General features: G+C 73.9%; 2 protein-coding genes. Both read right to left on the minus strand.

Annotation, left to right across the window (positions count from 1 at the left end):
- Position 1 precedes the first annotated feature (1 nt).
- A complete protein-coding gene (locus AB0L33_RS15025; RefSeq protein WP_365681341.1) occupies positions 2–23,905 on the minus strand; it encodes a non-ribosomal peptide synthase/polyketide synthase in 23,904 nt (7,967 codons plus the stop codon).
- Positions 23,906–23,998: 93 nt separating this feature from the next.
- A complete protein-coding gene (locus AB0L33_RS15030; protein WP_365681344.1) occupies positions 23,999–26,278 on the minus strand; it encodes an ATP-binding cassette domain-containing protein in 2,280 nt (759 codons plus the stop codon).
- Between the last annotated feature and the right edge of the window lie 7 nt (positions 26,279–26,285).

The following is a 26,285-nucleotide window of genomic DNA, read 5'->3' on the forward strand; positions in this document are numbered from 1 at the left end:
GTCAGTCCTCCTGAGGGGAAAGGGTGATGTCACCGGCGTCGCCGGTGGCCTCGGCGATCCTGGCGGCCAGGACCGGTCCGATCTGGGCCAGCGAACCGGCCCGGGTCATCTGGTCGTGCCGGGTGGTGATCTCGTGGGATTCGATCCGGCCCGTGACGTACGGGCGCCAGACGTCCGGTCCGGCGTCGTCCTGGGCCCGGTCGATCGTGGAGTTGAAGAGCAGCAGGTCGCCGTCGTGGCGGCCGGGGACGAAGTCGACCGCCAGCTTCGCGTTGTTGATCATGATGTCGACGATGACCTCGACCTGCCGCTCGTTGAGCCCGGCGAGGGCGCTGCCGCGCCGGTTCAGCACCTCGGCGACCTCCGCGTAGGTGATCTCGCGGTCGCCCAGCTCGGCCGGGTCGACGTCGAGCACGCCGACGAGCACGTCCCGCACGGTGGGCACGGGCTCGTCCTCGAACCGGACGTCCTTGACCGGGTAGGCGTCGAGGACGGCCAGGAGGGCGGTCCGTTCGCCGCGCGCCCGCAGCTCGCAGGCGAGTGCGTGGGCGATCAGCCCGCCCGCGGACCAGCCGAGCAGCAGGTACGGTCCCTGCGGCTGGATCTTCTGGACGTGGTCCGCGTAGTCGGCCGCCATCTCCTCGTACGACTCCGGCAGCGGCTCGGGGCGTCCGAGGCCGCGCGCCTGGATGGCGTAGACCGGGTGCTGCGGGCCGATGTGGCCCAGCAGACCGCTGTAGGACCAGCTGATGCCGCCGCCGGGGTGGACGCAGAACAGCGGGGTCTCCGTCCCGGTCGAACGCAGCGGGAGGATCACGTCGAGCGCGTCGTCCGGGTTGTTCATGGCGAGGCGTTCGGTGAGCCCGGCGACCGTCGGCGCCTCGAACAGCATCCGCAGCCCCAGCTCCAGGCCCAGGGTCTCCCGGACGCGAGCGGCCAGCCGGGCGGCCAGCAGCGAGTGTCCGCCCAGGTCGAAGAAGCCGTCGTCGATGCCCACGTGTTCGCGTCCCAGCACTTCGGCGAAGAGCCCGCACAGCAGTTGCTCCTGCGGGGTCCGGGGCCCGCGCCCCGCGCCCGACACGCCGTAGTCCGGGGCGGGCAGGGCGGCCCGGTCCAGCTTGCCGTTGGCGGTGAGCGGCAGGGCGGACACGGTGACGAAGGCCGCCGGGACCATGAAGTCCGGCAGTTCGCGGCGCAGCCGGCCGGACAGCTCGGCGGTCTCCGGCACGGCGTCGGGCGCGGGCACCAGGTAGGCGACGAGGCGCTTGTCCCCGGGCCGGTCCTCGCGGGCGACGACGGCCGCCTGGGCGACACCGGGGCAGCCCGCGAGGACGGCTTCGACCTCGCCGGGCTCGATGCGCTGGCCGCGCAGCTTGACCTGGTGGTCGACGCGCCCGGCGAAGTCGAGCGTGCCGTCGGGGCGCCACGACGCGAGGTCTCCGGTGCGGTACATGCGGCTTCCGGCGGGCCCGTACGGGTCGGCGGTGAAGCGCTCCGCGGTGAGGCCGGGACGGCCGAGGTAGCCGCGCGCCACCCCCGTACCCGCGAGGTACAGCTCGCCGACCAGGCCGGCGGGCAGCGGGCGGAGCAGGTCGTCCAGCACATAGGCGCGCATGTTCGCCATCGGGCCGCCGATCGGCACCGTCGCGGCGTTCTCCGGGAGGCCGCGCACCTGGTGGCGGGTGGCGAGGGTGGTGGCTTCGGTGGGTCCGTAGCCGTTGACAACCTCGATGCCGGGGCAGGCGGCGAGCACCCGGGCGACGGCGGCCGGCGAGACCACGTCACCGCCGGTCCACACCTCGCGCACTCCGGCGAGCAGCGCGGGGCGTTCCTCGGCGACGAGCCGGAACAGCCCGGCGGTCAGCCAGAGCCCCGTCACGCCGTGCGCGGCGACGGTGTGCTGGAGCAGGTCGAGGTCGAGCTGTCCGGGGGGTGCGACGACGATCCGGCCGCCGCTGAGCAGCGGCACCCACAGTTCGTAGGTGGAGAGGTCGAAGGCGGTCGGGGAGTGCATCAGCACCCGCTCGTGGCCGCCGCCGCGCCACTCGGGGGTCAACGCGAGGCCCACCACGTCCCGGTGGGTGACGGCCACGCCCTTCGGCAGCCCGGTCGAGCCGGAGGTGTACATGACGTACGCCAACTGCCCGGGTTCGCACGGAACTTCCACGGCGCCCGGCTCGTGGTGTCCGGACTGTTCCAGCGCTGCCAACACCTCCCGGGTGAGGACGAGCACGGCGCCGCTCTCCCGCAGGATCAGGTCGATGCGGGAGGCCGGGAAGCGCGGGTCGAGGGGGACGTAGGCGCCGCCCGCCTTGATGACGGCCAGGAGCGCCACGACGAGGTCGGCCGAGCGGTCGAGCATGACGGCGACCGGGGTCTCGGGCCGGACGCCCTGGCGGATCAGGGCCCGGGCCAGCGTGTCCGCCCGCCGGTCGAGTTCCGCGTAGGTCAGCTCGGTGCCGCCCGCCACGACGGCGACGGCGTCCGGGGTGGCGCGCACCTGACGGGCGAACAGCGCCGGCAACGCGTCCGGGGGGAGCTCCGCGGCGGTGTCGTTGAACGTGTGGAGCAGCCGCTGGCGTTCGGCGTCGGACATGACGTCGATGCGGCTGAGCGGCCGGTCCGGTTCGGCGACCGCCGCCCGCAACAACCGGGCCCAGCGCTCGAACAGCAGCTCCACGGTGCCGGCGTCGAACAGGTCGGTGGCGAATTCCACCGCGCCGACGAGTCCGTCGGCGCCGCCGTCCGGCCGGAACTGCTCGGCCAGGCTGAAGGTGAGGTCGACGCGGGAGGTCCCGGTCGGTGCCTCCAGGTGGCCCGTTTCGAGGCCGGGCAGGGCGAAGTCGCCCAGCGGCGCGTTCTGGAGGGCCAGCATGACCTGGAAGAGCGGGTGGTGGGCCAGTGACCGCACCGGGTTGGCCACCTCCACCAGGTATTCGAAGGGCACGTCCTGGTGGTCGTACGCGGTGAGCGCCTTCTGCCGGACCCGGCCGAGGAGTTCCGCGAAGCCGGGGTCGCCACTGGTGTCGGTGCGCAGGACGAGCGTGTTGACGAAGAAGCCGACGAGCTCGTCCAGCGCCTGGTCGGTGCGGCCGGCGATCGGGCTGCCGATGGGGATGTCCGTTCCGGCGCCGAGCCGGGTGAGCAGGGCGGCGAGTCCGGCCTGGAGCACCATGAACATGCTGGCGCCGCGTTCGGCGGCCAGGTCGCGCAGGGCCTGGTGCAGTTCGGGGTCGAGCCGGACGACCACCCGGTCGCCGCGCTGCGAGGCGACGGGCGGCCGGGGCCGGTCGGCGGGGAGCTGGAGCTGCTGCGGGATGCCCGCGAGCTCGTCCTTCCAGTAGCCGAGCTGCCGGGCGAAGAGGCTGTCCGGGTCGCCCGCGTCGCCGAGCAGGTCCCGCTGCCAGCGGGTGTAGTCGGCGTACTGCACGGGCAGCGGGGACCAGCCCGGCTCCTCGTGGCGGCAGCGGGCGGCGTACGCGGTCGCGAGGTCGGCGGAGAGCGGGCCCATGGACCAGCCGTCGGCGGCGATGTGGTGCACGACGACGAGCAGCACGTGCCGGTCGGGGGCGAGCGCGAACAGCTCGGCCCGGACCGGGGGCTCCGTCGCCAGGTCGAAACCGCGCCGGGCGGCTTCGGCCAGGCGTCCGGGCAGCGCGCCTTCGTCCAGTTCCGTGACGGGCAGCTCGGGGCGCGCCCGCTCCGGGTCCAGTACGACCTGGTGCGGGGTGCCGTCGGTCTCGCGGAACACCGTGCGCAGGCTCTCGTGCCGGGCGATGACGTCCGCGAGCGCGGCGTGCAGGGCGGCCCGGTCGAGGCCGCCGGTCAGGCTCAGCGCGAGCGGCATGTTGTACGTGGCGCCCGGCCCCTCCATCCGGTGCAGGAACCACAGGCGGCGCTGGGCGAAGGACAGCTCCACGCGTTCCGGGCGGGGCAGGGCGGTCAGCGCGGGGCGCGCCGCTCCGGACCCGTCGAGGCGGGCCGCCAGACCGGCCGGGGTGGGGGTCTCGAAGAGGGTGCGGACCTCCAGCTCCGCGCCGAGGGTCGCCCGGACCCGGGAGGCCAGGCGGGTGGCGAGCAGCGAGTGCCCGCCGAGGTCGAAGAAGCTGTCGTCCACGCCGACCTGGGCGAGCCCGAGCACCTCGGCGTACAGCTCCGTGAGCAGTTGCTCCTGCGGGGTGCGGGGTGCCCGTCCGCCCACGGCGGGGCCGAGGCCGGGTGCGGGCAGTGCGCGCCGGTCGAGCTTCCCGCTGGCGGTCAGCGGCAGGGCGTCCAGCGCCACGAACGCCGAGGGGACCAGGTAGTCGGGGAGCCGTTCGCGCAGCCAGTCGCGGAGTTCGCCGAGGAGGGCGCCGGTGCTCCGGCTGCCGGTCGGGCGGTTGGTCAGCGAGGACAGCGGGCGGCCGACGGGCCCGGCCGGGCGGTGATCGACCGGGGAGCCCTGGGATGTGCCCGGCGCCGCGAACACCACGTCCATGGTGTCGTCCGAGGTGGCCGACCAGGTGACGGACACCGCGCGGCCGGCCTCCTGTCCGACGGCGTGGAAGTCCTCGGGGTCGGGGAGGCCGTTCTCCTCCTCCGGGGCGTGCAGGCGCGCCAGCAGCTCCGCGATCGGTTCGTCCCCCTCGTGCAGGGCGCGGGCCAGGGCGGCTTCCCGCGCGACGCGGCGGTTGGGGACCCCGGTGATCCGCAGGATGCCGGCGGGCGGTTCGGCGAGCAGGTCGCGCAGGGCGTCGGGGCCGGCGATGTCCCGCCCCCAGGCCAACTCGGCCGTCCTGGGCGCGGGTTCCGGGGTCGCCGGTGCCTTGTGCAGGGTGACGTCGTAGCGGTAGCGGCTCAGTTCGTTGTGGTGGCGGCCGCGTTTGATCTCGACGGCCACCGCGCCGATGTCCGCGCCGTGCTCGCGCAGGGCGGTGAAGAAGTCGGGGTCCACCAATAGCTCCTTCTCCACCCTGACGGCCTGCTCCACCGCACGGCGTACGGCGGCCGGGTCGGCGTCGTCACCCGTGCGGTGCAGCTGGACGGCGGTCGCGAAGGGACGCAGCAGGCGCAGGTTGCGTACGTCTCCGACGAACAGCGTGCCGCCGGGGGCGAGCAGCGCCATGAGCTTGCCGATGACGTCGGCGAGATAGTCCGCCGAGGGGAAGTACTGCACCACCGAGTTGATGACGATGGTGTCGAACGCCCCGGCGGGCAGCCCGTCGGTCTCGTGTGCCGGACGGGTCTGGAGCACCACCCGCCCGGTGAGCCGTTCCTCGCGGGCGACCTGGGCGGTCAGGGCGTCGATGGCGGTGGCGGAGAAGTCGGTCGCCCAGTAGCTGTCGCAGTGGGGCGCGATCCGGGAGAGCAACAGGCCGGTGCCGACACCGACTTCGAGCACCCGGCGGGGGCCGAGGCCGAGGATGCGGGCCACGGTGGCGTCCCGCCATTCCCGCATCTGCTCCTCGGGGATGGGACGCGTGTCGTAACTGCTGTTCCAGCCGACGAAGTTGTCCCCGAAGGGCGCCGTGTCGGGGGCGATGGGCAGGGCGTCGTAGATGTCCTGCCACTCCCCCACCTGATCCGCCTCGAGGCCGCTGTCCCGGGCCGTGTCCTGGTGCGGGACGACGTAGCCGACGAGCCGGTCGTCCTGGGCGACGACGGCGGCCTGGGCGACGGCGGGGTGCGCGGCGAGCGCGGTCTCGATCTCGCCGGGCTCGACGCGGAAGCCGCGGACCTTCACCTGGTCGTCGGCGCGGCCGGCGTACTCCAGCTGGCCGTCGGCGCGGCGCCGGACCAGGTCTCCGGTGCGGTACATGCGCTCGCCGGGGACGAAGGGGCAGGCGACGAACCTGCCCGCCGTCAGCCCGGGCCGGTCGAGGTATCCCCGGGCGAGGCCCGCGCCCGCCACGTACAGCTCCCCGGTGACGCCGGGCGGCACCGGTTGCAGGCGGCCGTCCAGCACGTACGCCCGGGCGTTGGCGATGGGCCGGCCGATCGGGGGCGCACCCGTGCCGGGGGTCAGCGGCTCGCTCATGGTCGCGCAGACGGTGGTCTCGGTCGGGCCGTACGCGTTGATCATGCGGCGTCCGGGCGCCCACCGCGCCACCAGCTCCGGCGAGCACGCCTCACCGGCCACGACGAGCGTCGACGCGGTCACGGTGCCGTCCGGCACGGCGGCGAGGACGGACGGCGGCACCGTGACATGGGTGATGCCGAGGTCCGGGTCGGTGAGTGCGGCGAGGGGCCCGGCCGCCGGGGGCAGCACGAGGGTGGCGCCGCCGAGCAGGGCCGTGCAGATTTCCGACACGGAGGCGTCGAAGCTGGGCGAGGCGAACTGGAGGACCCGGCTGTCGGGCCGGACCGCGAAGCGGTCGATCTGTCCGGCGACCAGGCTGGCCACACCACCGTGTCCGACGACGACCCCCTTGGGGCGGCCGGTCGAGCCGGAGGTGTAGATGACGTACGCCGGGTGGCGCACATCGACCACGACCCGCGGGTCGGTCTCCGGCCAGTCACCCTCCGACACCATCGCCGGGTCATCGACCACCAGCACCGGACGCGCGTCGTCCAGCATGTACGCGATCCGGGCCTCCGGGTACGCCGGGTCCACCGGCAGATACGCCGCACCCGCCTTCAGCACACCCAGAACCGCGACCACCGACTCCACCGACCTCGGCAGAGCCACCGCCACCACCCGCTCCGGACCCACCCCACGCGCGATCAACGCATGAGCGAAACGGTTCGCACGGGCATTGAGCTGACGATACGTCAGGCGTTCGTCGCCGCAGACGAGCGCGAGCGCGTCCGGTGCCGCCGCCACCTGGGCCTCGAAGGCCCGGGGCAACGGGACCGCGCCGACGTCACGGGTGGTCGCGTTGTCGCGTTCCAGCAGCAGGTGCCGTTCGTCGGCGTCGAGAAGGTCGATGTCGCCGATCGGCTGTTCCGGGTCGGCGGTGACGGCCTTCAGCAGAAGCGTCCAGCGCCGGACCAGCGCCTCGACCGTGGTGCGGTCGAACAGGTCGGTGGCGTACTCGACGGCGCCGACGATCCCGGCCGGGGTTCCGTCCGGGCGGAACTGCTCGACCATGCTCACGCCGAGGTCGAACTTGGCGGTGCCGGTCGCCACCGCGTAGGTCGTGACGTCCAGGCCGGGCAGCGAGAAGCTGCCGGTGGGGGCGTTCTGGACGGCCAGGATGGTCTGGAAGAGGGGGTGGTGGGACAGCGACCGGGCCGGGTTCAGCGCCTCGACCAGGTGCTCGAACGGCACGTCCTGATGCGCGTACGCCGACAACGCCGTCTCCCGCACCCGCCCCAACAGCTCACCGAAACCCGGATCACCACTCGTGTCCGTCCGCAACACCAACGTGTTCACGAAGAACCCGACCAGATCGTCCAACGCTTCATCGGTACGCCCCGCGATCGGACTCCCGATCGCGATGTCCGTCCCCGCACCCAACCGCGTGTACAACGCCGCCAACCCCGCCTGCAACACCATGAACAGGCTGGTTCCGGTTCGCCTGGCCAGTTCCACCAGCGCCTGGTGCAGTCCGGCGTCGAGTTCCAGGCCGATGTGGTCGCCCTGCCATCCGGCGACGGCCGGCCGCGGCCGGTCGGTGGGCAGCGGAAGCAGTTCCGGCAGGTCGGCCAGTTGCCGCTTCCAGTAGTCGAGTTGTTCGGCGAACCGGCTCTCCGGGTCGTCCGCGTCGCCGAGCAGGTCGCGCTGCCAGAGCGTGTAGTCGGCGTACTGGACCGGCAGTTCCGGCCGGTCCGCCGTCCCGCCTTCGCAGCGTGCCGCGTATGCCTCGGCGAGGTCGCGGGCGAGCGGCCCGGTGGACCAGCCGTCGGCGGCGATGTGGTGCATGACGAGGAGCAGCACGTGCTCGTCCGGCGCGACCGCGAACAGCTCGGCCCGCAGGGGCGGTTCGGCCGACAGGTCGAAGGGCCGGCGGGCGGACTCGGCGAGCAGCCGCGGCAGTTCGTCCGCCGGCACCCCGGCCGGGCGCACCCGGAGCCGGACACCGTCCGCTTCCAGCAGGCGCTGGCAGGGTACGCCGTCGACCTCCTGGAACACCGTGCGCAGGCTCTCGTGCCGGGTCACCACATCCTCCAGCGCCCGCTCGAGGGCGCCCCGGTCGAGCGTTCCGGTCAGCTGGAGCGCCAGCGGGATGTGGTACGTGGCCGCGGTGGCGTCCATGCGGTGCAGGAACCACAGGCGGCGCTGGGCGAAGGACAGCGGCACCGCGTCGGGCCGCTCGTAGCGGGTGAGCGCGGGGCGCACCCCGTCGGCCGCCGCCAGCGCCCCGGCCAGGCCCGCCACGGTGGGCGTCTGGAAGAGGGCGCGCAGCCCGAGCTCCGCCCCGAGCACCGAGCGCACCCGGGCGACCAGCCTCGTGGCGAGCAGGGAGTGTCCGCCCAGCTCGAAGAAGTCGTCGTCCACGGAGACCCGCGGCACGTCGAGGACCTCGGCGAACAGTTCGGCGAGGATCTGCTCCTGCGGGGTGCGCGGCGCCCGGCCGCCCCCCGTGGACGCGACGTCCGGAGCGGGCAGCGCCGCCCGGTCCAGCTTCCCGTTCGGCGTCAGCGGAAGCCCGTCCAGCAGCACGAACGCGGACGGCACCAGGTAGTCCGGCAGCCGCTCGCGCAGGTGGGCGGCCAGTTCCTCCGGGCGTACGGCCGCGGTGGGCAGCGGGACCACGTAGCCGACGAGCCGGTCGTCCCGGGCCACGACGGCGGCCTGGGCGACGCCGGGGTGTGCGGCGAGCGCGGCCTCGACCTCGCCGGGCTCGACGCGGTAGCCGCGGACCTTGACCTGCTGGTCGGCGCGGCCTGCGTACTCCAGCTCGCCGTCGGCGCGGCGCCGGACCAGGTCGCCGGTGCGGTACATCCGTGCGCCCGCCGGACCGAACGGGCAGGCGGTGAAGCGTCCCGCCGTCAGGCTGGGGCGGCCCAGGTAGCCGCGCGCCAGGCCGGGCCCGGCCACGTACAGCTCACCGGTCACGCCCGGCGGCACGGCGCGCAGCCGTTCGTCGAGCACATAGGTCCGGAAGTCCGCGACGGGGCGGCCGATCGGGGGCACACCGGTGCCGGGGGGCAGCGGGTCGCTCATGGTCGCGCAGACGGTGGTCTCCGTCGGGCCGTACGCGTTGATCATGCGGCGTCCGGGCGCCCACCGCGCCACCAGCTCCGGCGAGCACGCCTCCCCCGCCACCACCAGGGTGGAGGCCGTGAGTTCGGCGTCGCCGAGCGCGGCGAGGGCCGAGGGCGGCAGGGTCACATGGGTGACGGCGAGCCCGGGGTCGGTCAGGGCGTCCAGTGGGGCGTCGGCGGGGGCGAGGACGAGCGCGGCGCCGGTGAGCAGCGCACTGGAGAGGTCCCAGAACGACGCGTCGAAGCTGGGCGAGGCGAACTGGAGCACCCGGCTCCCCGCCGCCACACCGAGCCGGTCGGCCTGCACCACCGCGAGCCGCGACACTCCGGCATGGCTGACGACGACCCCCTTGGGGCGGCCGGTCGAGCCGGAGGTGTAGATGACGTACGCCGGGTGGCGCACATCGACCACGACCCGCGGGTCGGTCTCCGGCCAGTCACCCTCCGACACCATCGCCGGGTCATCGACCACCAGCACCGGACGCGCGTCATCAAGCATGTACGCGATCCGGGCCTCCGGGTACGCCGGGTCCACCGGCAGATACGCCGCACCCGCCTTCAGCACACCCAGAACCGCGACCACCGACTCCACCGACCTCGGCAGAGCCACCGCCACCACCCGCTCCGGACCCACCCCACGCGCGATCAACGCATGAGCGAAACGGTTCGCACAGGCATCGAGTTGACGATACGTCAGCCCGGCACTGCCGCAGACGAGCGCGAGCGCGTCCGGTGTCGCCGCCACCCGGACCGCGAACAGCTCCGGCAGGCTCGCCCCGGCCGCCTCGTCCGCCACGGCGGGCAGCAGTTCGCCGCGCTCCTCGGCGGACAGCAGGTCGATGGCACCGATCGGGCGCTCCGGCGCGGCGACCGCCTCGGCCAGCAGCCTGAACCACCTGGCGGCCAGCGCCTCGACCGTGGCGCGGTCGAACAGGTCGGTGCTGTACTCGACGGCGCCGCTGAGGCCGGCCGGCTCGCCGTCGGGGCCGTACTCCTCCGCGAACCCGAAGGTCAGGTCGAGCCGCGCGGTGCCGGTGAGCACGGGCATCGCGGAGACCCGGAGGCCGGGGAGGTCGAAGGCGCCGCCCGGCGCGTTCTGCACGACGAGACCGGTCTGGAAGAGGGGGTGGTGGGACAGCGACCGGGCCGGGTTCAGCGCCTCTACCAGGTGCTCGAACGGCACGTCCTGATGCGCGTACGCCGACAACGCCGTCTCCCGCACCCTCCCCAGCAGCTCACCGAAACCCGGATCACCACTCGTGTCCGTCCGCAACACCAACGTGTTCACGAAGAACCCGACCAGATCGTCCAACGCCTCATCGGTACGCCCCGCGATCGGACTCCCGATCGCGATGTCCGTCCCCGCACCCAACCGCGTGTACAACGCCGCCAACCCCGCCTGCAACACCATGAAGAGGGTCGCTCCGGACCGCCGCGCCAACTCCGCCAGGGATGCGTGGAGTTCTGCGTCCATGCGGATTTCCAGCACATCACCGGCGTACGACATGACGGCCGGACGCGGCCGGTCGGCCGGGAGGTGCAGCTGTTCCGGCAGTCCCGCCAGCTCCCGCTGCCAGTAGGCGACCTGGCGGGAGAACAGGCTGTCGGCGTCGTCCTCGTCGCCGAGGATCTCGTGCTGCCACAGGGTGTAGTCGGCGTAGGTGACCGGCAGGGGCGGCCACTCCGGGGCCGCGCCGCTCAGTCGGGTCGTGTAGGCGGTGGCCAGGTCGCGGGCCAGCGGGCCCATGGACCAGCCGTCCCCGACGATGTGGTGCATGACGAGGAGCAGCACGTGCTCGTCCGGCGCGACCGCGAACAGCTCGGCCCGCAGCGGGATTTCGGTGGTCAGGTCGAAGCCTCGCACCGCGGCGTCCCGCAGCAGTGCGGGCACCTCGGACTCGCCGGCCGGGCGCACCGTCAGCGGGATGCCTGCCTCGGTGGTGTCCAGCACGCGCTGGTGCGGGATGCCACCGGTGTGCGGGAACACCGTGCGCAGGGTCTCGTGCCGGGTCATCACGTCGGCCAGGGCGGCGCCGAGCGCGTCCCGGTCCAGGTCTCCGGAGAGCCGCAGGGCCAGCGGCATGTGGTAGGTGGCGCTCGGCGCCCCGAACTGCTGGAGGAACCAGAGACGGCGCTGGGCGAACGACAGCGGCAGCATCTCGCGCCGGGGCCGGGGCACGAGCGCGCGGCGCGCGGTGCCGGCGTCGTGCAGCCCGGCCGCCAGGCCCGCCGGTGTCGGGGTGCGGAACAGGGCGCGCAGCTCCAGCTCGATCCCGAGGGCCGCCCGGACCCGCGAGACGAGCCGGGTGGCCAGCAGGGAGTGCCCGCCCAGCGCGAAGAAGTCGTCGTCGGCCCCGACCCGGGCGAGGCCCAGGACGTCGGCGAACAGCTCGCACAGGATCTGCTCCTGCGGGGTGCGCGGCGCCCGGCCGCCCCCCGTGGACGCGGCGTCCGGAGCGGGCAGCGCCTTCCGGTCCAGCTTCCCGTTCGGCGTCAGCGGAAGCCCGTCCAGCAGCACGAACGCGGACGGCACCAAGTGGTCCGGCACCCGGTCGCCCAGATGGGCGGCGAGCGCGGCGGGGGTCGTCGCGGCGGGGTCGGCCGGGACGACGTAGGCGACGAGCCGGTCCTCCCGGGCGAGCACCGCGACCTGGGAGACGCCCGGGTGTGCGGTGAGCTCGGCCTCGATCTCGCCGGGCTCGATGCGGAAGCCGCGCACCTTCACCTGGTGGTCGGCCCGGCCCGCGAACTCCAGCTCGCCGTGGGCTCCCCAGCGCACCAGGTCGCCGGTGCGGTACATGCGCGTGCCGGCGGGCCCGTACGGGTCGGCGACGAAGCGTCCGGCGCTCAGGCCCGGCCGGTCGAGGTAGCCCCGGGCTAGCCCGGCACCGGCGAGGTACAGCTCGCCGAGGACGCCGGGGGCGACCGGGCTCAGGGCCTCGTCCAGGACGTACACCCGGCAGTTGTCGACCGGGCGGCCGATCGGCACGGGCTGGGGGCAGTCGGTGGGGTCGGCCGGGAGCGCGTAGGCGGTGATGACGTGGGTCTCGGCGGGCCCGTAGTGGTTGTGCAGCACCCGGCCGGGCCCGGCGGCGAAGCGGCGTACGGCACCGTTCAGCCGCATCGCCTCCCCGGCCTGGGCGACGAGCCGCAGGTGCGGCAGGTCGTGACCGGCCTCCTCGGCGGCCTCGGCCAGCGCCTCGATGACCAGGTTCGGCGCGAACAGTTCCTCGACGCGGTGGCGGTCCAGCCAGTGGGCGAACAGTTCGGCGCTACGGCGCTGCTCGTCGGTGGGCACCACCAGGGTCTTGCCGTACAGCAGCGCGGACAGCACTTCCTGCACGGAGACGTCGAAACTGGTCGCGGTGAACTGCGCGGTGCGCGTGCCCGGTTCGCCGCCGACGGTCCGGTGGTGCCAGGCCAGCAGGTTGAGCAGTGCGGCGGCGGGCATGACGACGGCCTTGGGCCGGCCGGTGGAGCCGGAGGTGTAGATGACGTACGCGGGGTGGCGCGGGTCCGCGCACACCTCAGGGTCGTGCTCCGGCAGCGTGCCGGACGGGGTCACGGCGGCGAGGTCGTCGAGCACCACGGCCGGGCGCGCGTCCTCCACCATGTACGCGATGCGGGCGGCCGGGTAGTCCGGGTCGACCGGCAGGTAGGCGGCGCCGGTCTTGAGCACGGCGAGGATCGCGACCACCAGGTCGGCGGAGCGCGGCAGTTGGAGTGCGACGACCTGCTCGGGGCCCACCCCGCGCGCGATCAGGGCGTGGGCGAGGCGGTTGGCCCGGCGGTTCAGCTCGCCGTACGAGAGCACGGTGTCCTCGAAGACCACGGCCGGGGCGTCCGGGGTGGCCCGGACCCGCTCCTCGAAGAGTGCCGGCAGGGTGGCGTCGGCGGCGGGGCGGGCCGTGTCGTTGCGGGCGGCCAGCAGCTCGTGCCGTTCACCGGCGGTGAGGACGTCGATCCGGCTCAGCGGGAGCCCGGGCTCGGCGACGACCGCCGCGAGCAGCCGCAGCCAGCGGGCCACCAGCGCTTCCACGGTGGCGGGGTCGAAGAGGTCGGTGCTGTACTCGACGCGCCCGGCGATGCCCTCGGACGCACCGGGGCCGCCGCGCTCCAACAGGTGGAAGCCGAGGTCGAACATCGTGGTCGGCGTCCCGACCAGCACGGGTTCGGTGGCCAGACCGCTCAGCGCGAAGTCGGTGCGGGGCACGTTCTGGAGGGCCAGCAGCACCTGGAACAGCGGCTGGCGGGTGAGGGAGCGGGCCGGGTTCAGCGCCTCCACGACCTGTTCGAACGGCAGGTCCTGGTGGGCGTAGGCGCCGAGCGCGCTCTCCCGGACGCGGCCCAGGAGTTCGGCGAATGTGGGGTCGCCCGAGGTGTCGGTGCGCAGGACCAGTGTGTTGACGAAGAACCCGATGAGGTCGTCGAGGGCCTGGTCGGTGCGGCCTGCGATGAGGCTGCCGACCGGGATGTCCTTGCCCGCCCCGAGTTTGTCCAGCAGGGACGCCAGGGCGGCCTGGAGCACCATGTAGACGCTGGCGCCGTGCTCACGCCCCAGCCGGACCAGTCCGGCGTGGAGCTCCGCGTCCAGCTCGATCGCGAGCCGGCCGCCGGCGCTGGACGGGGTGGCGGGGTGCCGGCGGTCGGCGGGGAGCCGGATCTGTTCCGGCAGGCCCGCGAGCGTCCGGGTCCAGTAGTCGGTCTGGCGGGCAAGCAGGCTGTCCTCGTCGGACGCGTCGCCGAGCAGTTCGCGCTGCCAGAGGGTGTAGTCGGCGTACTGGACGGGAAGCGGCGCCCACTCCGGGGCCTCGCCGCGGACGCGGGCCGCGTACGCGGTGGCCAGGTCGGCGGCCAGCGGACCGAGCGACCAGCCGTCACCGGCGATGTGGTGCATGACGAGGAGCAGCACGTGCTCGTCCGCGGCGATCTCGAACACCTGGGCGCGCAGGGGCGGTTCGGTGGCGAGGTCGAAGCCGCGCGCGGCGGCCCCGGTCAGCTGTTCCGGCAGGGTCCGCGCGTCGGCCGGTGCCACCCGCAGGGCCGGGTGTGCCTCTCCGGCGGCCAGCACGTGCTGGCAGGGCACCCCGTCCTGGGCGGGGAAGACCGTACGCAGGGTTTCGTGCCGGTCCACAAGGTCGCCCAGCGCCGCTTCGAGGGCCACGGGGTCCAGCCGGCCGGTGAGCCGCCAGGCGAGGGGCATGTTGTAGACGGATTCGGCGCCCTCCAGCTGGCGCAGGAACCAGAGGCGGTGCTGGGCGGCGGAGAGCGGCACCCGTTCGGGCCGGTCCACCCGCTCCAGTGCGGGACGGGCCCGGCCGGCGGCGCCCAGCCCGGCGGCCAGTCCGGCGACGGTCGGCGTGCGGAACAGGGCGGGCAGGGCCAGCTCCACGCCCAGCGTCGCGCGGACGCGGGCGACGAGCCGGGTGGCGAGCAGGGAGTGTCCGCCGAGGTCGAAGAAGTCGTCGTCGGCGCCGACCCGTGGCACCCCCAGCACTTCGGCGAACAGCCCTGCCAGCACGTGTTCCTCGGGCGTACGCGGCGCCCGCCCGGCCGTGGTGGCGGCGTCGGGCTCGGGCAGCGCGCGCCGGTCCAGCTTGCCGTTCGGCGTCAGCGGCAGCGCGTCGAGCAGCACGAAGACGGACGGCACCATGTATTCGGGCAGCCGCTCGCGCAGATGCGCCCGCAGCTCCTCGGTCCGCGGCACGGCCCCGGTGGCGGGTTCCACGTACGCGACGAGCTGCGCGCCGCCCTTGCGGACCACCACGGCGGTACGTGCGAGGGCGTCGTGCTCGGCGAGGACGGCCTCGATCTCGCCGAGCTCGATGCGGAATCCGCGCACCTTCACCTGGTCGTCCGTACGGCCCAGGAACTCAAGGCTGCCCTCCTGGTTCCAGCGCACCAGGTCGCCGGTGCGGTACATGCGCGTACCCTCCGGGCCGTACGGGTCCGCCACGAACCGTCCAGCGGTGAGACCCGGACGGTCGAGGTAGCCGCGCGCCAGACCCTGACCCGCGATGTACAGCTCACCCGGCACACCACCCGGCACCGGCCGCAGCGCAGCGTCCAGCACATACAGCCGGGCGCCGCCCATCGGGCGGCCGATCACGGGGCGCGGGCTGGACGCCAGGGGCGCGACGACCGAGTCGACCGTGCACTCGGACGGTCCGTAGTAGTTGAGGGCACGCACCCCGTCGGCGGCACTCAGCCGCTCCCACAGCGGTCCGGGCACGGCCTCACCGCCCAGCGCGACGAGGGCGGGGCTCCAGCCGGGATGGTCGAGCAGTCCGTGTTCGACCAGGACGTGCAGGTAGGACGGGGTGCCGCCGATGGTGTGCAGCCCGGCCCGCGCGGCGTACGCGAGGTAGGCCGCCGGGTCGGTCCAGGTCGCCTCGTCCAGAACGTGCAGCTCGTGCCCGGCGAACACGGCGAACAACTGGTCGCAGGAGGCGTCGAACGACACGGACGTGGTGAGCCCGACGCGCAGCCGCTCCCCGGTCGGTGAGACCAGCGGGCCCTGGTTGGCGTACAGGTTGACCACGCCGGTGTGCGTCACGACGACGCCCTTGGGGCGGCCGGTGGACCCGGAGGTGTAGATGACGTAGGCGGGGTGAGCCGGATCGACCGCCGCCATGGGGTCGGTGCCGGGACGGCTTCCGAGCTCCGCGACCGCCTCCGGGGCGTCGATCACCCACCGGTTTCCGGTCTCCTCCGGAAGCCTCTCCGCGGTGCGGGCGTCGGTCACCGTGAGGACCGGCCGGGCGTCGTCCAGGAGGTACGCGATCCGCGCGGCCGGATACTCCGGATCCACCGGCACATACGCCGCACCCGACTTCAGCACCGCCAGGATCGCCACCACCAGCTCGGCCGACCTCGGCAACGCCACCGCGACCAACCGCTCCGGGCCCGCCCCGCGCGCCACCAGCGCATGGGCCAGACGATTCGCGCGCGCGTCCAACTCCGCGTAGGAGAACGACACATCGCCGCACACGAGCGCCGTCAGATCCGGAGTGCTCCGCACCTGCTCCCGGAACAGCTCCGACAGCGTCTCGGTGCGGGCCGGCGCGGCGGCGCCCGTGCCCAGCGCCGCGAGCGCGTCGTGCTCGTCGGCCGTGAGCAGGTCGAGGCGGCTGAGCGGTTGCCGGGGGTCGGCGACCGCGATGCGGAGCAGCCGCTCCCAGCGGGCGATCATCGTCTCGACCGTGGCCGGGTCGTAGAGGTCGTCGGCGTACTCGACGGCCCCGTCGAGCCCGTCCGGGGAGCCGTCCGCCGCGTGCCGCTCGGCGAAGGTGAAGATCAGGTCCAGCTTGGCCGTGGCCGAAGCCGACGGCATGTCCTCCACGTGCAGCCCGGGCGGCGCGAAGTCGGCCCGGGGCGCGTTCTGGAGGACCAGCATGACCTGGAACAGCGGGTGGTGCGCGAGGGACCGGGACGGGTTGAGCGTCTCGACCAGGTATTCGAACGGCACGTCCTGGTGGGCGTATCCGGCGAGCGCGGTGTCCCGGACCCGGTCCAGCAGCTCGGCGAAGGTCGGGTCGCCCGAGGTGTCGGTGCGGAAGACGAGGGTGTTGACGAAGTAGCCGATCAGCTCGTCCTGCGCCTGGTCGGTCCGGCCTGCCACGGGGCTGCCGACGGGAATGTCGTCGCCCGCCCCCAGCTTGGTCAGCAGCGCCGCCAGGCCCGCCTGGAGCACCATGAACAGGCTCGTCCCGTGGGCGCGCGCGAGCTCGCTGAGTCGCCGGTGCAGCTCGGCGTCGAGGCCGGCGCGCACGGAGCCGCCCCGGTGCGAGGCGACCGCCGGGCGGGGCCGGTCCGCGGGCAGCTCGATCAGCTCCGGGAGACCGGTGAGCTGCCGCCTCCAGTAGTCGGCCTGTCCGGCGAGCAGGCTGTCCCGGTCGGCGGAGTCGCCGAGCAGTTCGTGCTGCCACAGGGTGTAGTCGGCGTACTGGACGGGAAGCGGCGCCCACTGAGGGGCCTCGCCGCGGACGCGTGCCGCGTAGGCGTCGGTCAGGTTCTGCGCGAGGGGGCTCAGCGACCAGCCGTCGCCCGCGATGTGGTGGAGCACGAGGTGGAGGACGTGCTCGTCCGGCGCCAGTGCGAAGAGGTCGGCGCGCAGCGGCATGTCGACGGCCAGGTCGAACCGCCGGTCCCTCGCCGCCGCCATCAGGGCCGGGAGTTCGGCCTCGGTGGTCCGGCGCGGGGGCAGGCACGGGCGGGCGTCGGCCACGTCGAGGACGCGCTGGTGCGGGACGCCGTCCACCGCGGGGAACACGGTGCGCAGGCTCTCGTGCCGGGCGACGAGGTCCGCCACGGCGGCCTCCAGGGCCCGCCGGTCCAGGTCGCCGGAGAGCCGCCAGGCCAGGGAGATGTGGTAGTTCGCGCCCTCGCCTTCCAGCTGGTGCAGGAACCACAGGCGGCGCTGCGCGAACGACAGTGGGACGGTCGCGGGGCGCTCACGGCGCGCCAGGGCGGTCTGGGCCGGGCCGGCGGCGCGCAGGGCGGCGGCCAGTGCCGCCGGGGTCGGGGCCTCGAAGAGCGTGCGGAGCGGCATCTCGACGCCGAGCGTGGCGCGGATGCGGGCGGCGAGGCGGGTCGCCAGCAGGGAGTGCCCGCCCAGGTCGAAGAAGCCGTCGTCCACACCGGCCGACGGGGCGCCCAGGACCTCCGCGAACAGCTCGCACAGGATGCGCTCCTGGGCGGTGCGCGGTGCGCGGGACGTGGTCGCCGGGGCGAAGTCGGGGGCGGGCAGGGCGCGGTGGTCCAGCTTGCCGTTGACGGTCAGCGGCAGGGCGTCCAGCGCGACGAACGCCGAGGGGACCATGTGCTCCGGCAGCCGCTCCCGCAGGTACGCGCGCAGACCGGCCGGGTCCGGTGCCGCATCGGCGGCGGGTACGAGGTAGGCGGCGAGCCGGGTGTCGTCGGCCCGGTCCTGCCGGGCGAGGACGGCGACCTGCGCGACGTCCGGGTGTGTGGCCAGGGCCGCTTCGATCTCGCCGAGCTCGATGCGGAAACCGCGCACCTTCACCTGGTGGTCGGCGCGGCCGACGTAGCGCAGGGTGCCGTCCGCCGCCCTGCGCACCACGTCACCGCTGCGGTACATGCGTGAGCCCGCGGGTCCGTACGGGTCGGCCACGAAGCGCCCGGCGGTGAGTCCTGGCCGGTTCAGGTAGCCGCGTGCCACGCCGGCGCCCGCGACGTACAGCTCGCCGGGGACGCCCGGGGCGACCGGGCGCAGGCCGGCGTCGAGGACGTACGCGCAAAGATCGGGGAGGGGGGTGCCGATGTCGCCGGGGGTGGTGGCGGACCGGCCGAGGTCCGCGTGGGTGACGTGCACCGTGGTCTCGGTGATGCCGTACATGTTGACCAGGCGCGGCGCGTCCTCCGGGTGGCGCTCGTACCAGCTGGCGAGCCGGGCGTGCTCCAGGGCCTCGCCGCCGAAGACCACCGTGCGCAGGGCGAGGCGGCGCCCGGTCTCCGGGTCCTCGGCGTCGGCCTGCATCAGCTGGTAGAAGGCGGACGGCGTCTGGTTGAGCACCGTCACCCGCTCGCGGGCGAGCAGGTCCAGGAACCTGCCGGGCGAACGGCTGGTCTCGTGGTCCACGACCACCAGGCGGCCGCCGTGCAGCAGGGGTCCCCACAGCTCCCAGACCGAGAAGTCGAAGGCGTAGGAGTGGAACAGCGTCCACACGTCGTCGGCGCCGAAGGCAAACCGCTCGCGCGTGGTGTCGAAGAGACGCACCACGTTGTGGTGCGGGATCACGACGCCCTTGGGGTTGCCGGTGGAGCCGGAGGTGTGGATGACGTAGGCGGCGTGGGCCGGGTCGACGGCGACCCCGGGGTCGGTGTCGGGCAGCCCGTCCAGGTCGGCGGTGTCCAGGAGCAGCCGCTCCGCGTCGCCCGCCTCGAACTGACTGGTGGTCAGGACCAGTGCGGGCCGGGTGTCCTGGAGCAGGTAGGAGATCCGCGCGGCGGGGTATTCCGGGTCGACCGGCACATACGCCGCTCCCGCCTTGAGCACCGCGAGCACCGCCACGACCAGCTCCGCCGAGCGCGGGAGCGCCAGCGCCACCAACTGCTCGGCGCCGACGCCCCGTTCGATCAGGGCGTGCGCCAGCCGGTTGGCGCGGGCGTTCAGTCCGCCGTACGTGAGGGTCGTTGCGCCGTCCGTGAGGGCGACGGCGTCGGGATCGGCGCGCACCTGCCGTTCGAACAGCGCGGGCAGGCTGTGCCGCCCCGGCTCCGCGGACCGGCCGGCCGGCAGCAGCACCCGGAGTTCGTCGTCGGACAGCACGTCCACCCGGCCGATGCGGCGGCCCGGGTCGGCGGCGACGGCGCGCAGCAGCCGCAGCCAGCGCTCGACGATGCCGGTGACGGTGGCGGCGTCGAACAGGTCCGTGCTGTACTCCACCACACCCGTCAGACCGCCCCCGCCGGGCTGTTCGGCCAGCACGAAGGTCAGGTCGCACTTGGCCGTTCCGGTGGGGACCAGTTCGGAGGTGACGCGCAGCCGCGGCAGGTCGAAGGTGCCGGACGGTGTGTTCTGAAGGGTGAGCATGGTCTGGAACAGGGGGTGGTGCGCAAGGGTCCGGGACGGGTTCAGCGCCTCCACCAGGTGCTCGAACGGCATCTCCTGGTGGGCGTAGGCGGCCAGTGCCTCGGAGCGCACCCGGGCGAGGAGTTCGGTGAACGTCGGGTCGCCGGACAGATCGGTGCGCAGCACCAGTGTGTTGACGAAGAAACCCACGAGGTCGTCCAGGGCGTCGTCGGTGCGTCCCGCGACGGGTGTGCCGATCGGCACGTCAGTGCCCGCGCCCAGCTTGCCGAGCAGCGCGGCCAGTCCGGCCTGGAGGACCATGAAGAGGCTGGCCCCGCCGTCACGGGCGAGGGCGCGCAGGCTGTCGGACAGCTCCGCGTCGACGCACACCGGCAGTTGCGCGCCGCGGTAGGACATCGCCTCGGGCCTGGGCCGGTCGAAGGGGAGCTCGATCTGGTCGGGCAGGCCCACCAGCCGCCGGCGCCAGTGGGTGAGCTGGGTGTTGAGCAGGCTGTCGGGGTCGCCGCCGTCGCCCAGCAGTTCGCGCTGCCACAGGGTGTAGTCGGCGTACTGGACCGGCAGCGGCGTCCACTGCGGCTTCGCGCCCTCGCTGCGGGCCGCGTAGGCGGTCGCCAGGTCCCGCGCGAGCGGGCCTGTCGACCAGCCGTCCCCGGCGATGTGGTGGACGACGAGCAGGAGTACGTGCTCGTCCTCTCCGGTCCGGAACAGCTCGGCGCGCAGGGGCGGTTCGTGTGAGAGTTCGAAGCCCTGCCGCGCCGCCTCGGCCAGCCGGGCGGGCAGCTCGTCCGCCCCGGTCTCGGTCATCCGGAGCCGGGGGCGGGCCGTGTCGGGGTCCAGTACCCGCTGGCACGGCACACCGGCGACGGCCGGGAAGACCGTGCGCAGGGTCTCGTGGCGCTCGACCACGTCCGCCAGGGCGGCTTCCAGGGCTCGCTCGTCCAGGCTCCCGGTCATCCGCAGCGCCAGCGGGATGTTGTACGTGGCGCTGGGGCCCTCCATCCGGTGCAGGAACCACAGCCGGCGCTGCGCGAAGGACAGCGGTACGGTCTCGGGCCGCTCGCGCCGGGCCGGGGCCGGGCGCGCCTGGCCGGCCGCGTCCACCCTGGCCGCCAGCCGGGCCACCGTCGGCGCGTCGAACAGGTCGCTGAGGCGCAGTTCCACGCCGAGCACGGACCGGGTCCGGGCGATGAGCCGGGTGCCGAGCAGGGAGTGCCCGCCGAGGTCGAAGAAGTTCTCGTCGAGACCGACTTGGTCGATGCCCAGCACCTCGGCGAACAGCCCGGCGAGCAGGTGCTCGACCGCGCTGCGCGGGGCGCGGCCCGGCGCGGTGGGCCGGTGCCCCGGGGCCGGGAGGGCGCGCCGGTCCAGCTTGCCGTTCGGGGTCAGCGGCAGGGCGTCCAGCACGACGAACGCCGACGGGATCATGTGCGCGGGCAGCCGGTCGCGGAGCCGGGCACGCAGTGCGTCCGGCTGGACGTCCTGTCCGGCGGCGGGCACGACGTAGGCGACGAGTCGGGGCTCGTCCTCGGTACGCACGATGACGGCGGTACGTGCGAGGGCGTCGTGCTCGGCGAGGACGGCCTCGATCTCGCCGAGCTCGATGCGGAATCCGCGCACCTTCACCTGGTCGTCCGTACGGCCCAGGAACTCAAGGCTGCCCTCCGGGTTCCAGCGCACCAGGTCACCCGTGCGGTACATGCGCGTACCTTCCGGGCCGTACGGGTCCGCCACGAACCGTCCAGCGGTGAGACCCGGACGGTCGAGGTAGCCGCGCGCCAGACCCTGACCCGCGATGTACAGCTCACCCGGCACACCACCCGGCACCGGCCGCAGCGCAGCGTCCAGCACATACAGCCGGGCGTTGGTGACGGGCCGGCCGATGACGGGGTGCGGGCTCGACGCCACTGCTGCCGTCACCGAGTTGACCGTGCACTCGGAGGGTCCGTACAGATTGACGCCGTGTGTGTCCTCGGCTTCCCGCAACCGCTCCCACAGCTGCGGCGGCACGGCCTCGCCACCGGCCGCGACCAGCGCCGGGCGGCGGCGCGCGTCGGACAACAGCCCCTGGAAGACGAGGTCCTGGAGGTACGAGGGGGTGGCCTCGATGTAGTCCAGTCCGCGGTCTGCCGCGTAGGCGACGAATGCCTCCGGGTCGGTCCAGGTCGCGTGGTCCAGGACGTGCAGCTCGTGGCCCGCGAAGGGGGCCATCAACTGGTTCCAGGAGGCGTCGAAGGACACCGAGGTGGTGAGCGCCACGCGCAGCCGCTGCCGGCTCTTCAAGAGAGGCGCGAACAGGGCGTGCTGGTGGTCGGTGAGCAGATCGGCCAGGCCGCCGTGTGTGGCGACGACGCCCTTGGGGCGGCCGGTGGAGCCCGAGGTGTAGATGACGTAGGCGGCGTGACCGGCGTCGACCGACACCGCCGGGTCGGTGTCGGGGCACCTCTCGATCAGTTCGGATGTCCCGGGGTCATCGAGCACCAACGGGTCGCCCGAGTTCTCCGGGAGCTTCCGTCCGGTACGCGCATCAGTCACCGTCAGCACGGGCCGGGCGTCGTCCAGGAGGTACGCGATCCGCGCGGCCGGATACTCCGGATCCACCGGCACGTACGCCGCACCCGACTTCAGCACCGCCAGGATCGCCACCACCAGCTCGGCCGACCTCGGCAACGCCACCGCGACCAACCGCTCCGGGCCCGCCCCGCGCGCCACCAGCGCATGGGCCAGACGATTCGCGCGCGCGTCCAACTCCGCGTAGGAGAACGACACATCGCCGCACACGAGCGCCGTCAGATCCGGAGTGCTCCGCACCTGCTCCCGGAACAGCTCCGGCAGCGTCTCGGTGCGGGCCGGCGCGGCGGCGCCCGTGCCCAGCGCCGCGAGCGCGTCGTGCTCATCCGCGGTGAGCAGGCCGACCCCGCCGATTGCTGCGGCCGGGTCGAGGTCCGCGACCGCGTCGAGCAGGGCGAGCAGCCGTTCCTGGTGTGCGGCGAGATCGTCGTCGCCGTACGCCTCCGGCGCGCCGTGCAGCCTGAGCAGGGGCGGGTTGCCGTCCCGGTAGTCGAACAGCCAGACGGCCAGGTCGGTGGTCGAGCCGGAGACGAAGTGGTGCACCGAAGCGGGGTGCCCGGCGAAGGTGGGCCTGGCGTTGAAGGCCATGATGTTGACGATCAGCGGGAACGCCGTGCCGATGCCGCCTGCTGCGCCGAGGTCGCGCAGCAGGTCCTCGCTGCGGTACCGCTCGTGTGCGACGGCCGCCTCGACCTCGTGCGCCGCCTGGGCCACGAGCTCGCCCCACGGCATGTCCGGCCGCACGGTCAGTCGCAGCGGCACCACGTTGGACATCGTGCCGGGCACGGACATCAGGTCGCGGCCGGAACCCCGGCGGGCGGTGACGGGCAGGGCGAGGACCACGTCCCGGGCGCCGCTCAGCCGGTGGGCGTAGAGCGCGGTCGCCGCGATCACCAGCCGGGACCACCTGACCCCGGCCCGGTCAGCGGCCGCCCGAAGCGCCTCCGGGTCCCTCAGCTCCCGCTCCCCGGCCACGCGCAGGACCTGATGCGGGTCGGTCGCGGAGGTGTGGGTGAGCCGGGTCGGCGCAGGCAGGTCGGAGAACCGTTCGTTCCAGTAGGCGCGGTCGGCCGTGAAGGCGTCGGAGGCGCGGTAGTCGGCGTCGCTGTCGACCAGGTCCCGCAGCGCGCCGAAGGGGCTGGGCGGGACGGCGTCGGCGTCGGCCAGCGCCGAGTACACCTCGCCGACGCGCTGTCGGACCATGGAGGCACTGATCGCGTCCAGGACCACGTGGTGGTAGTTCAGGTACCAGAAGTATTCCGTGGGCGACAGCCGGATCAGCGCGTGGCCGAACAGCGGATCGCGGGACAGGTCGAGCGGGCGGGCGAGGTCCCTCTCCATCCAGGCACGGGCTGCCGCCCGGGGGTCCGGCTCCGCCCCGAAGTCGAGGTGCGCCGGCGCCCAGTCCCAGGTCGTGCGGAGGATCTGGTGCGGGCCGTCGCCCTCGTCGGCGAAGGTGACGTGGAGGGCGTCGACCTCGTCCACCACCCGGCGCAGTGCGGTTTCGAACAGCTCCGGGTCGACCGGCCCGTGGATCTCCAGGCACTCGCCGACGCGGTAGCCGGGGATCGGGGTCGGCGAGCTCTGCTCGGCGAGCCAGATCTCCCGTTGGGCCGCGGTCAGGGGAAGGACGTCGCCGTCACGACGGGACATGGGGGTACCTCCAGAGGTATGTGAGGGCATGCGCGCAGGGCGCACCGGCCGCGGTGGCGTCACGCGGCCGGGCGGTGGGCCGGATTCCTGCGGTCAGGCGGCGAGTTCGCCGGCCTGGAGCTGCCAGAGAGATGCGTAGAGCCCGTGCTGGGCGAGGAGTTCGTCGTGGGTGCCCTGCTCGGCGACGATGCCGCCCTTGTCCAGGACGAGGATGCGGTCGGCGTGGCGGACCGTGGAGAGGCGGTGGGCGATGACGATCATGGTCCGGTCGGCCGCGAAGCTGTGCAGCGTGCGCTGGATGGCGGCCTCCGTCTCGTTGTCCACGGCGGAGGTGGCCTCGTCCAGGATGACGACGGGCGAGTCCTTGAGGATCGCGCGGGCCAGGGCGATGCGCTGCCGCTGGCCGCCGGAGAGCGCGGCGCCGCGTTCGCCGATGAGGGTGTCGTAGCCGTTCGGCAGCGTCGTGACGAAGGTGTGCGCCTCGGCCATGACGGCGGCGCGGACGACGGCCTCGTCGGAGGCGTCGAAGCTGCCGTAACGGATGTTGTCGGCGATGCTGCCGTCGAACAGGAACGGGTCCTGGGCGACGAAGCCGATGGCGTGGCGCAGGTCGTGGCGCCGCAGCTCCCGCACGTCCTGGCCGTCGAGCAGGACGCGGCCGGACTCGGCGTCCTGGAAGCGCATGAGCAGCTTGGCGATCGTCGTCTTGCCCGAGCCGGTGGCACCGACCAGGGCGGTGACCCGTCCGGCGGGGATGGTCAGCGACAGGCTGTCCAGGGTCGCCGGGCGGCCGGGGTAGGCGAAGGTGACCTCGTCCAGGACGATCTCGCCTCGCACGGCGGGGAGTTCCAACGCGCCTTCGCCGCTGTCGGCCTCGACGGGCAGCTCGCGCAGGCGCTGGACCCGGTCGTAGGAGGCGAGGGTGCGCTGGTACTGGTCGGCGATGCCGCCGAGCCGGCTCATGCGCATGAGCAGCATCTGGGGGAGCCCGATCAGCGGGCTGAACACCTCGAAGCGAAGGGTGCCGTCGAGGACCGCGCGGCCGCCCACGAGCAGGGTGCCGGCCATCGAGGCGGTGGTGCAGGCCCGGACGGTCTCGCCGTGGCGGAGGGTGCCGCGGTCGGTGCGGTGGCTGCTCTCCTGGACCGCGTCGCTCAACCGGTCGACGCGTTCCGCCTCGTACGCCTCGGTGCAGAAGCTCTTGACGGTCGCGCCGGCCTCCAGCGAGTTGATCACCTGGCTGCCCAGCCGGGCCCGGTGTTCGCCGGTGGTGGCGTAGTCCCCGGCGGCCTTCTCCTGGTGGCGCAGCGACAGCCACGCGATGACCGGGATCGGGAGGAAGGCGATCCAGGCGATCTGGGGAGCCAGCAGGAGGAACGCCGGGACGAGAAGGGCCAGGCTGGTGCCCAGTTGCAGGACGTCGTTGGCCGGACCCGCGAAGAAGGCGCCGAGCTGGCCGACGTCGTTGGTGAGGGTGCCGGCGATCCGGCTGGTCCGCTCGCCTTCCAGATGGCCCAGTTCCAGGTGCTGGACGTGCCGGTAGGTGCGGCCCCGCCAGTCGTGCTCGATGTCCTGGCCGAGTCGGCGCCATTGGAGGTTGGAGGCGTACGAGAGCCCGGCGACGGCGGCGCAGGCCGCGGCCACCAGGCCGGCCAGGCCCAGGAGTTGGGCGGACGCCGTGGTCAGGCCGAGGCGGGCCAGTGGTGCCGCCTCGCCCTTGATGAGGACCAGGCCGGTCCAGCCGAGGAAGGTGCCGAGCGCCATCTCCGCTGCCTGGCAGGCCACGGACAGGGCTGCGGCGCGGTAGAGGCGGGGGCGGTGCGGTCCGACGATCTCCAGCAGGGGGTGCCCCTCGGCTTCGGGCCCGGCCGCCTCGGCCGTTCCGCGCCACGCCTTCCGCAGGACGACCGCGGTCGCCGCGGCCACGCCGCCGACGGCCACCAGCTGCCGCGTCAGGGGCGACCCCTTGACCAGTGCGGTGCCGGCCGCGACTCCGCCGCCGACGGCGAGCACCGGCCGTACGACCAGGCCGCGGTCCACCCCGGGGGCCCGCGCGGACCGGTCCGTCGCCGCGCGCCCCGTGCCGCCCGCTTCGCGCGCGAGCCGGGCGGCGGTGCGGCTGATGATCCGGCCGACGTCCGTGGCGCGCAGCCGCCCGTCGTGGCGGACGAGCACCCTGCCGGTGACCGGGCTGGCCTGGGCCTCGGTGATCCCGGGGATGTGGCGCAGCGCGGCGGCGAGGATCTCGGCCGTCCGGGGGCGTCCGACGACGAGCCCGACGTCCCAGCGCTGGCGGCCCGGTGTGACCGAGCGAGGGCTCGCGGCCGGTTCCACGGAGCGGAATCCGGACGCGGCTCCCAGTAGCGATGGCATGTGTACG

The organism is Streptomyces sp. NPDC052299, from assembly GCF_040679335.1.
Classification (GTDB): Bacteria; Actinomycetota; Actinomycetes; order Streptomycetales; family Streptomycetaceae; genus Streptomyces.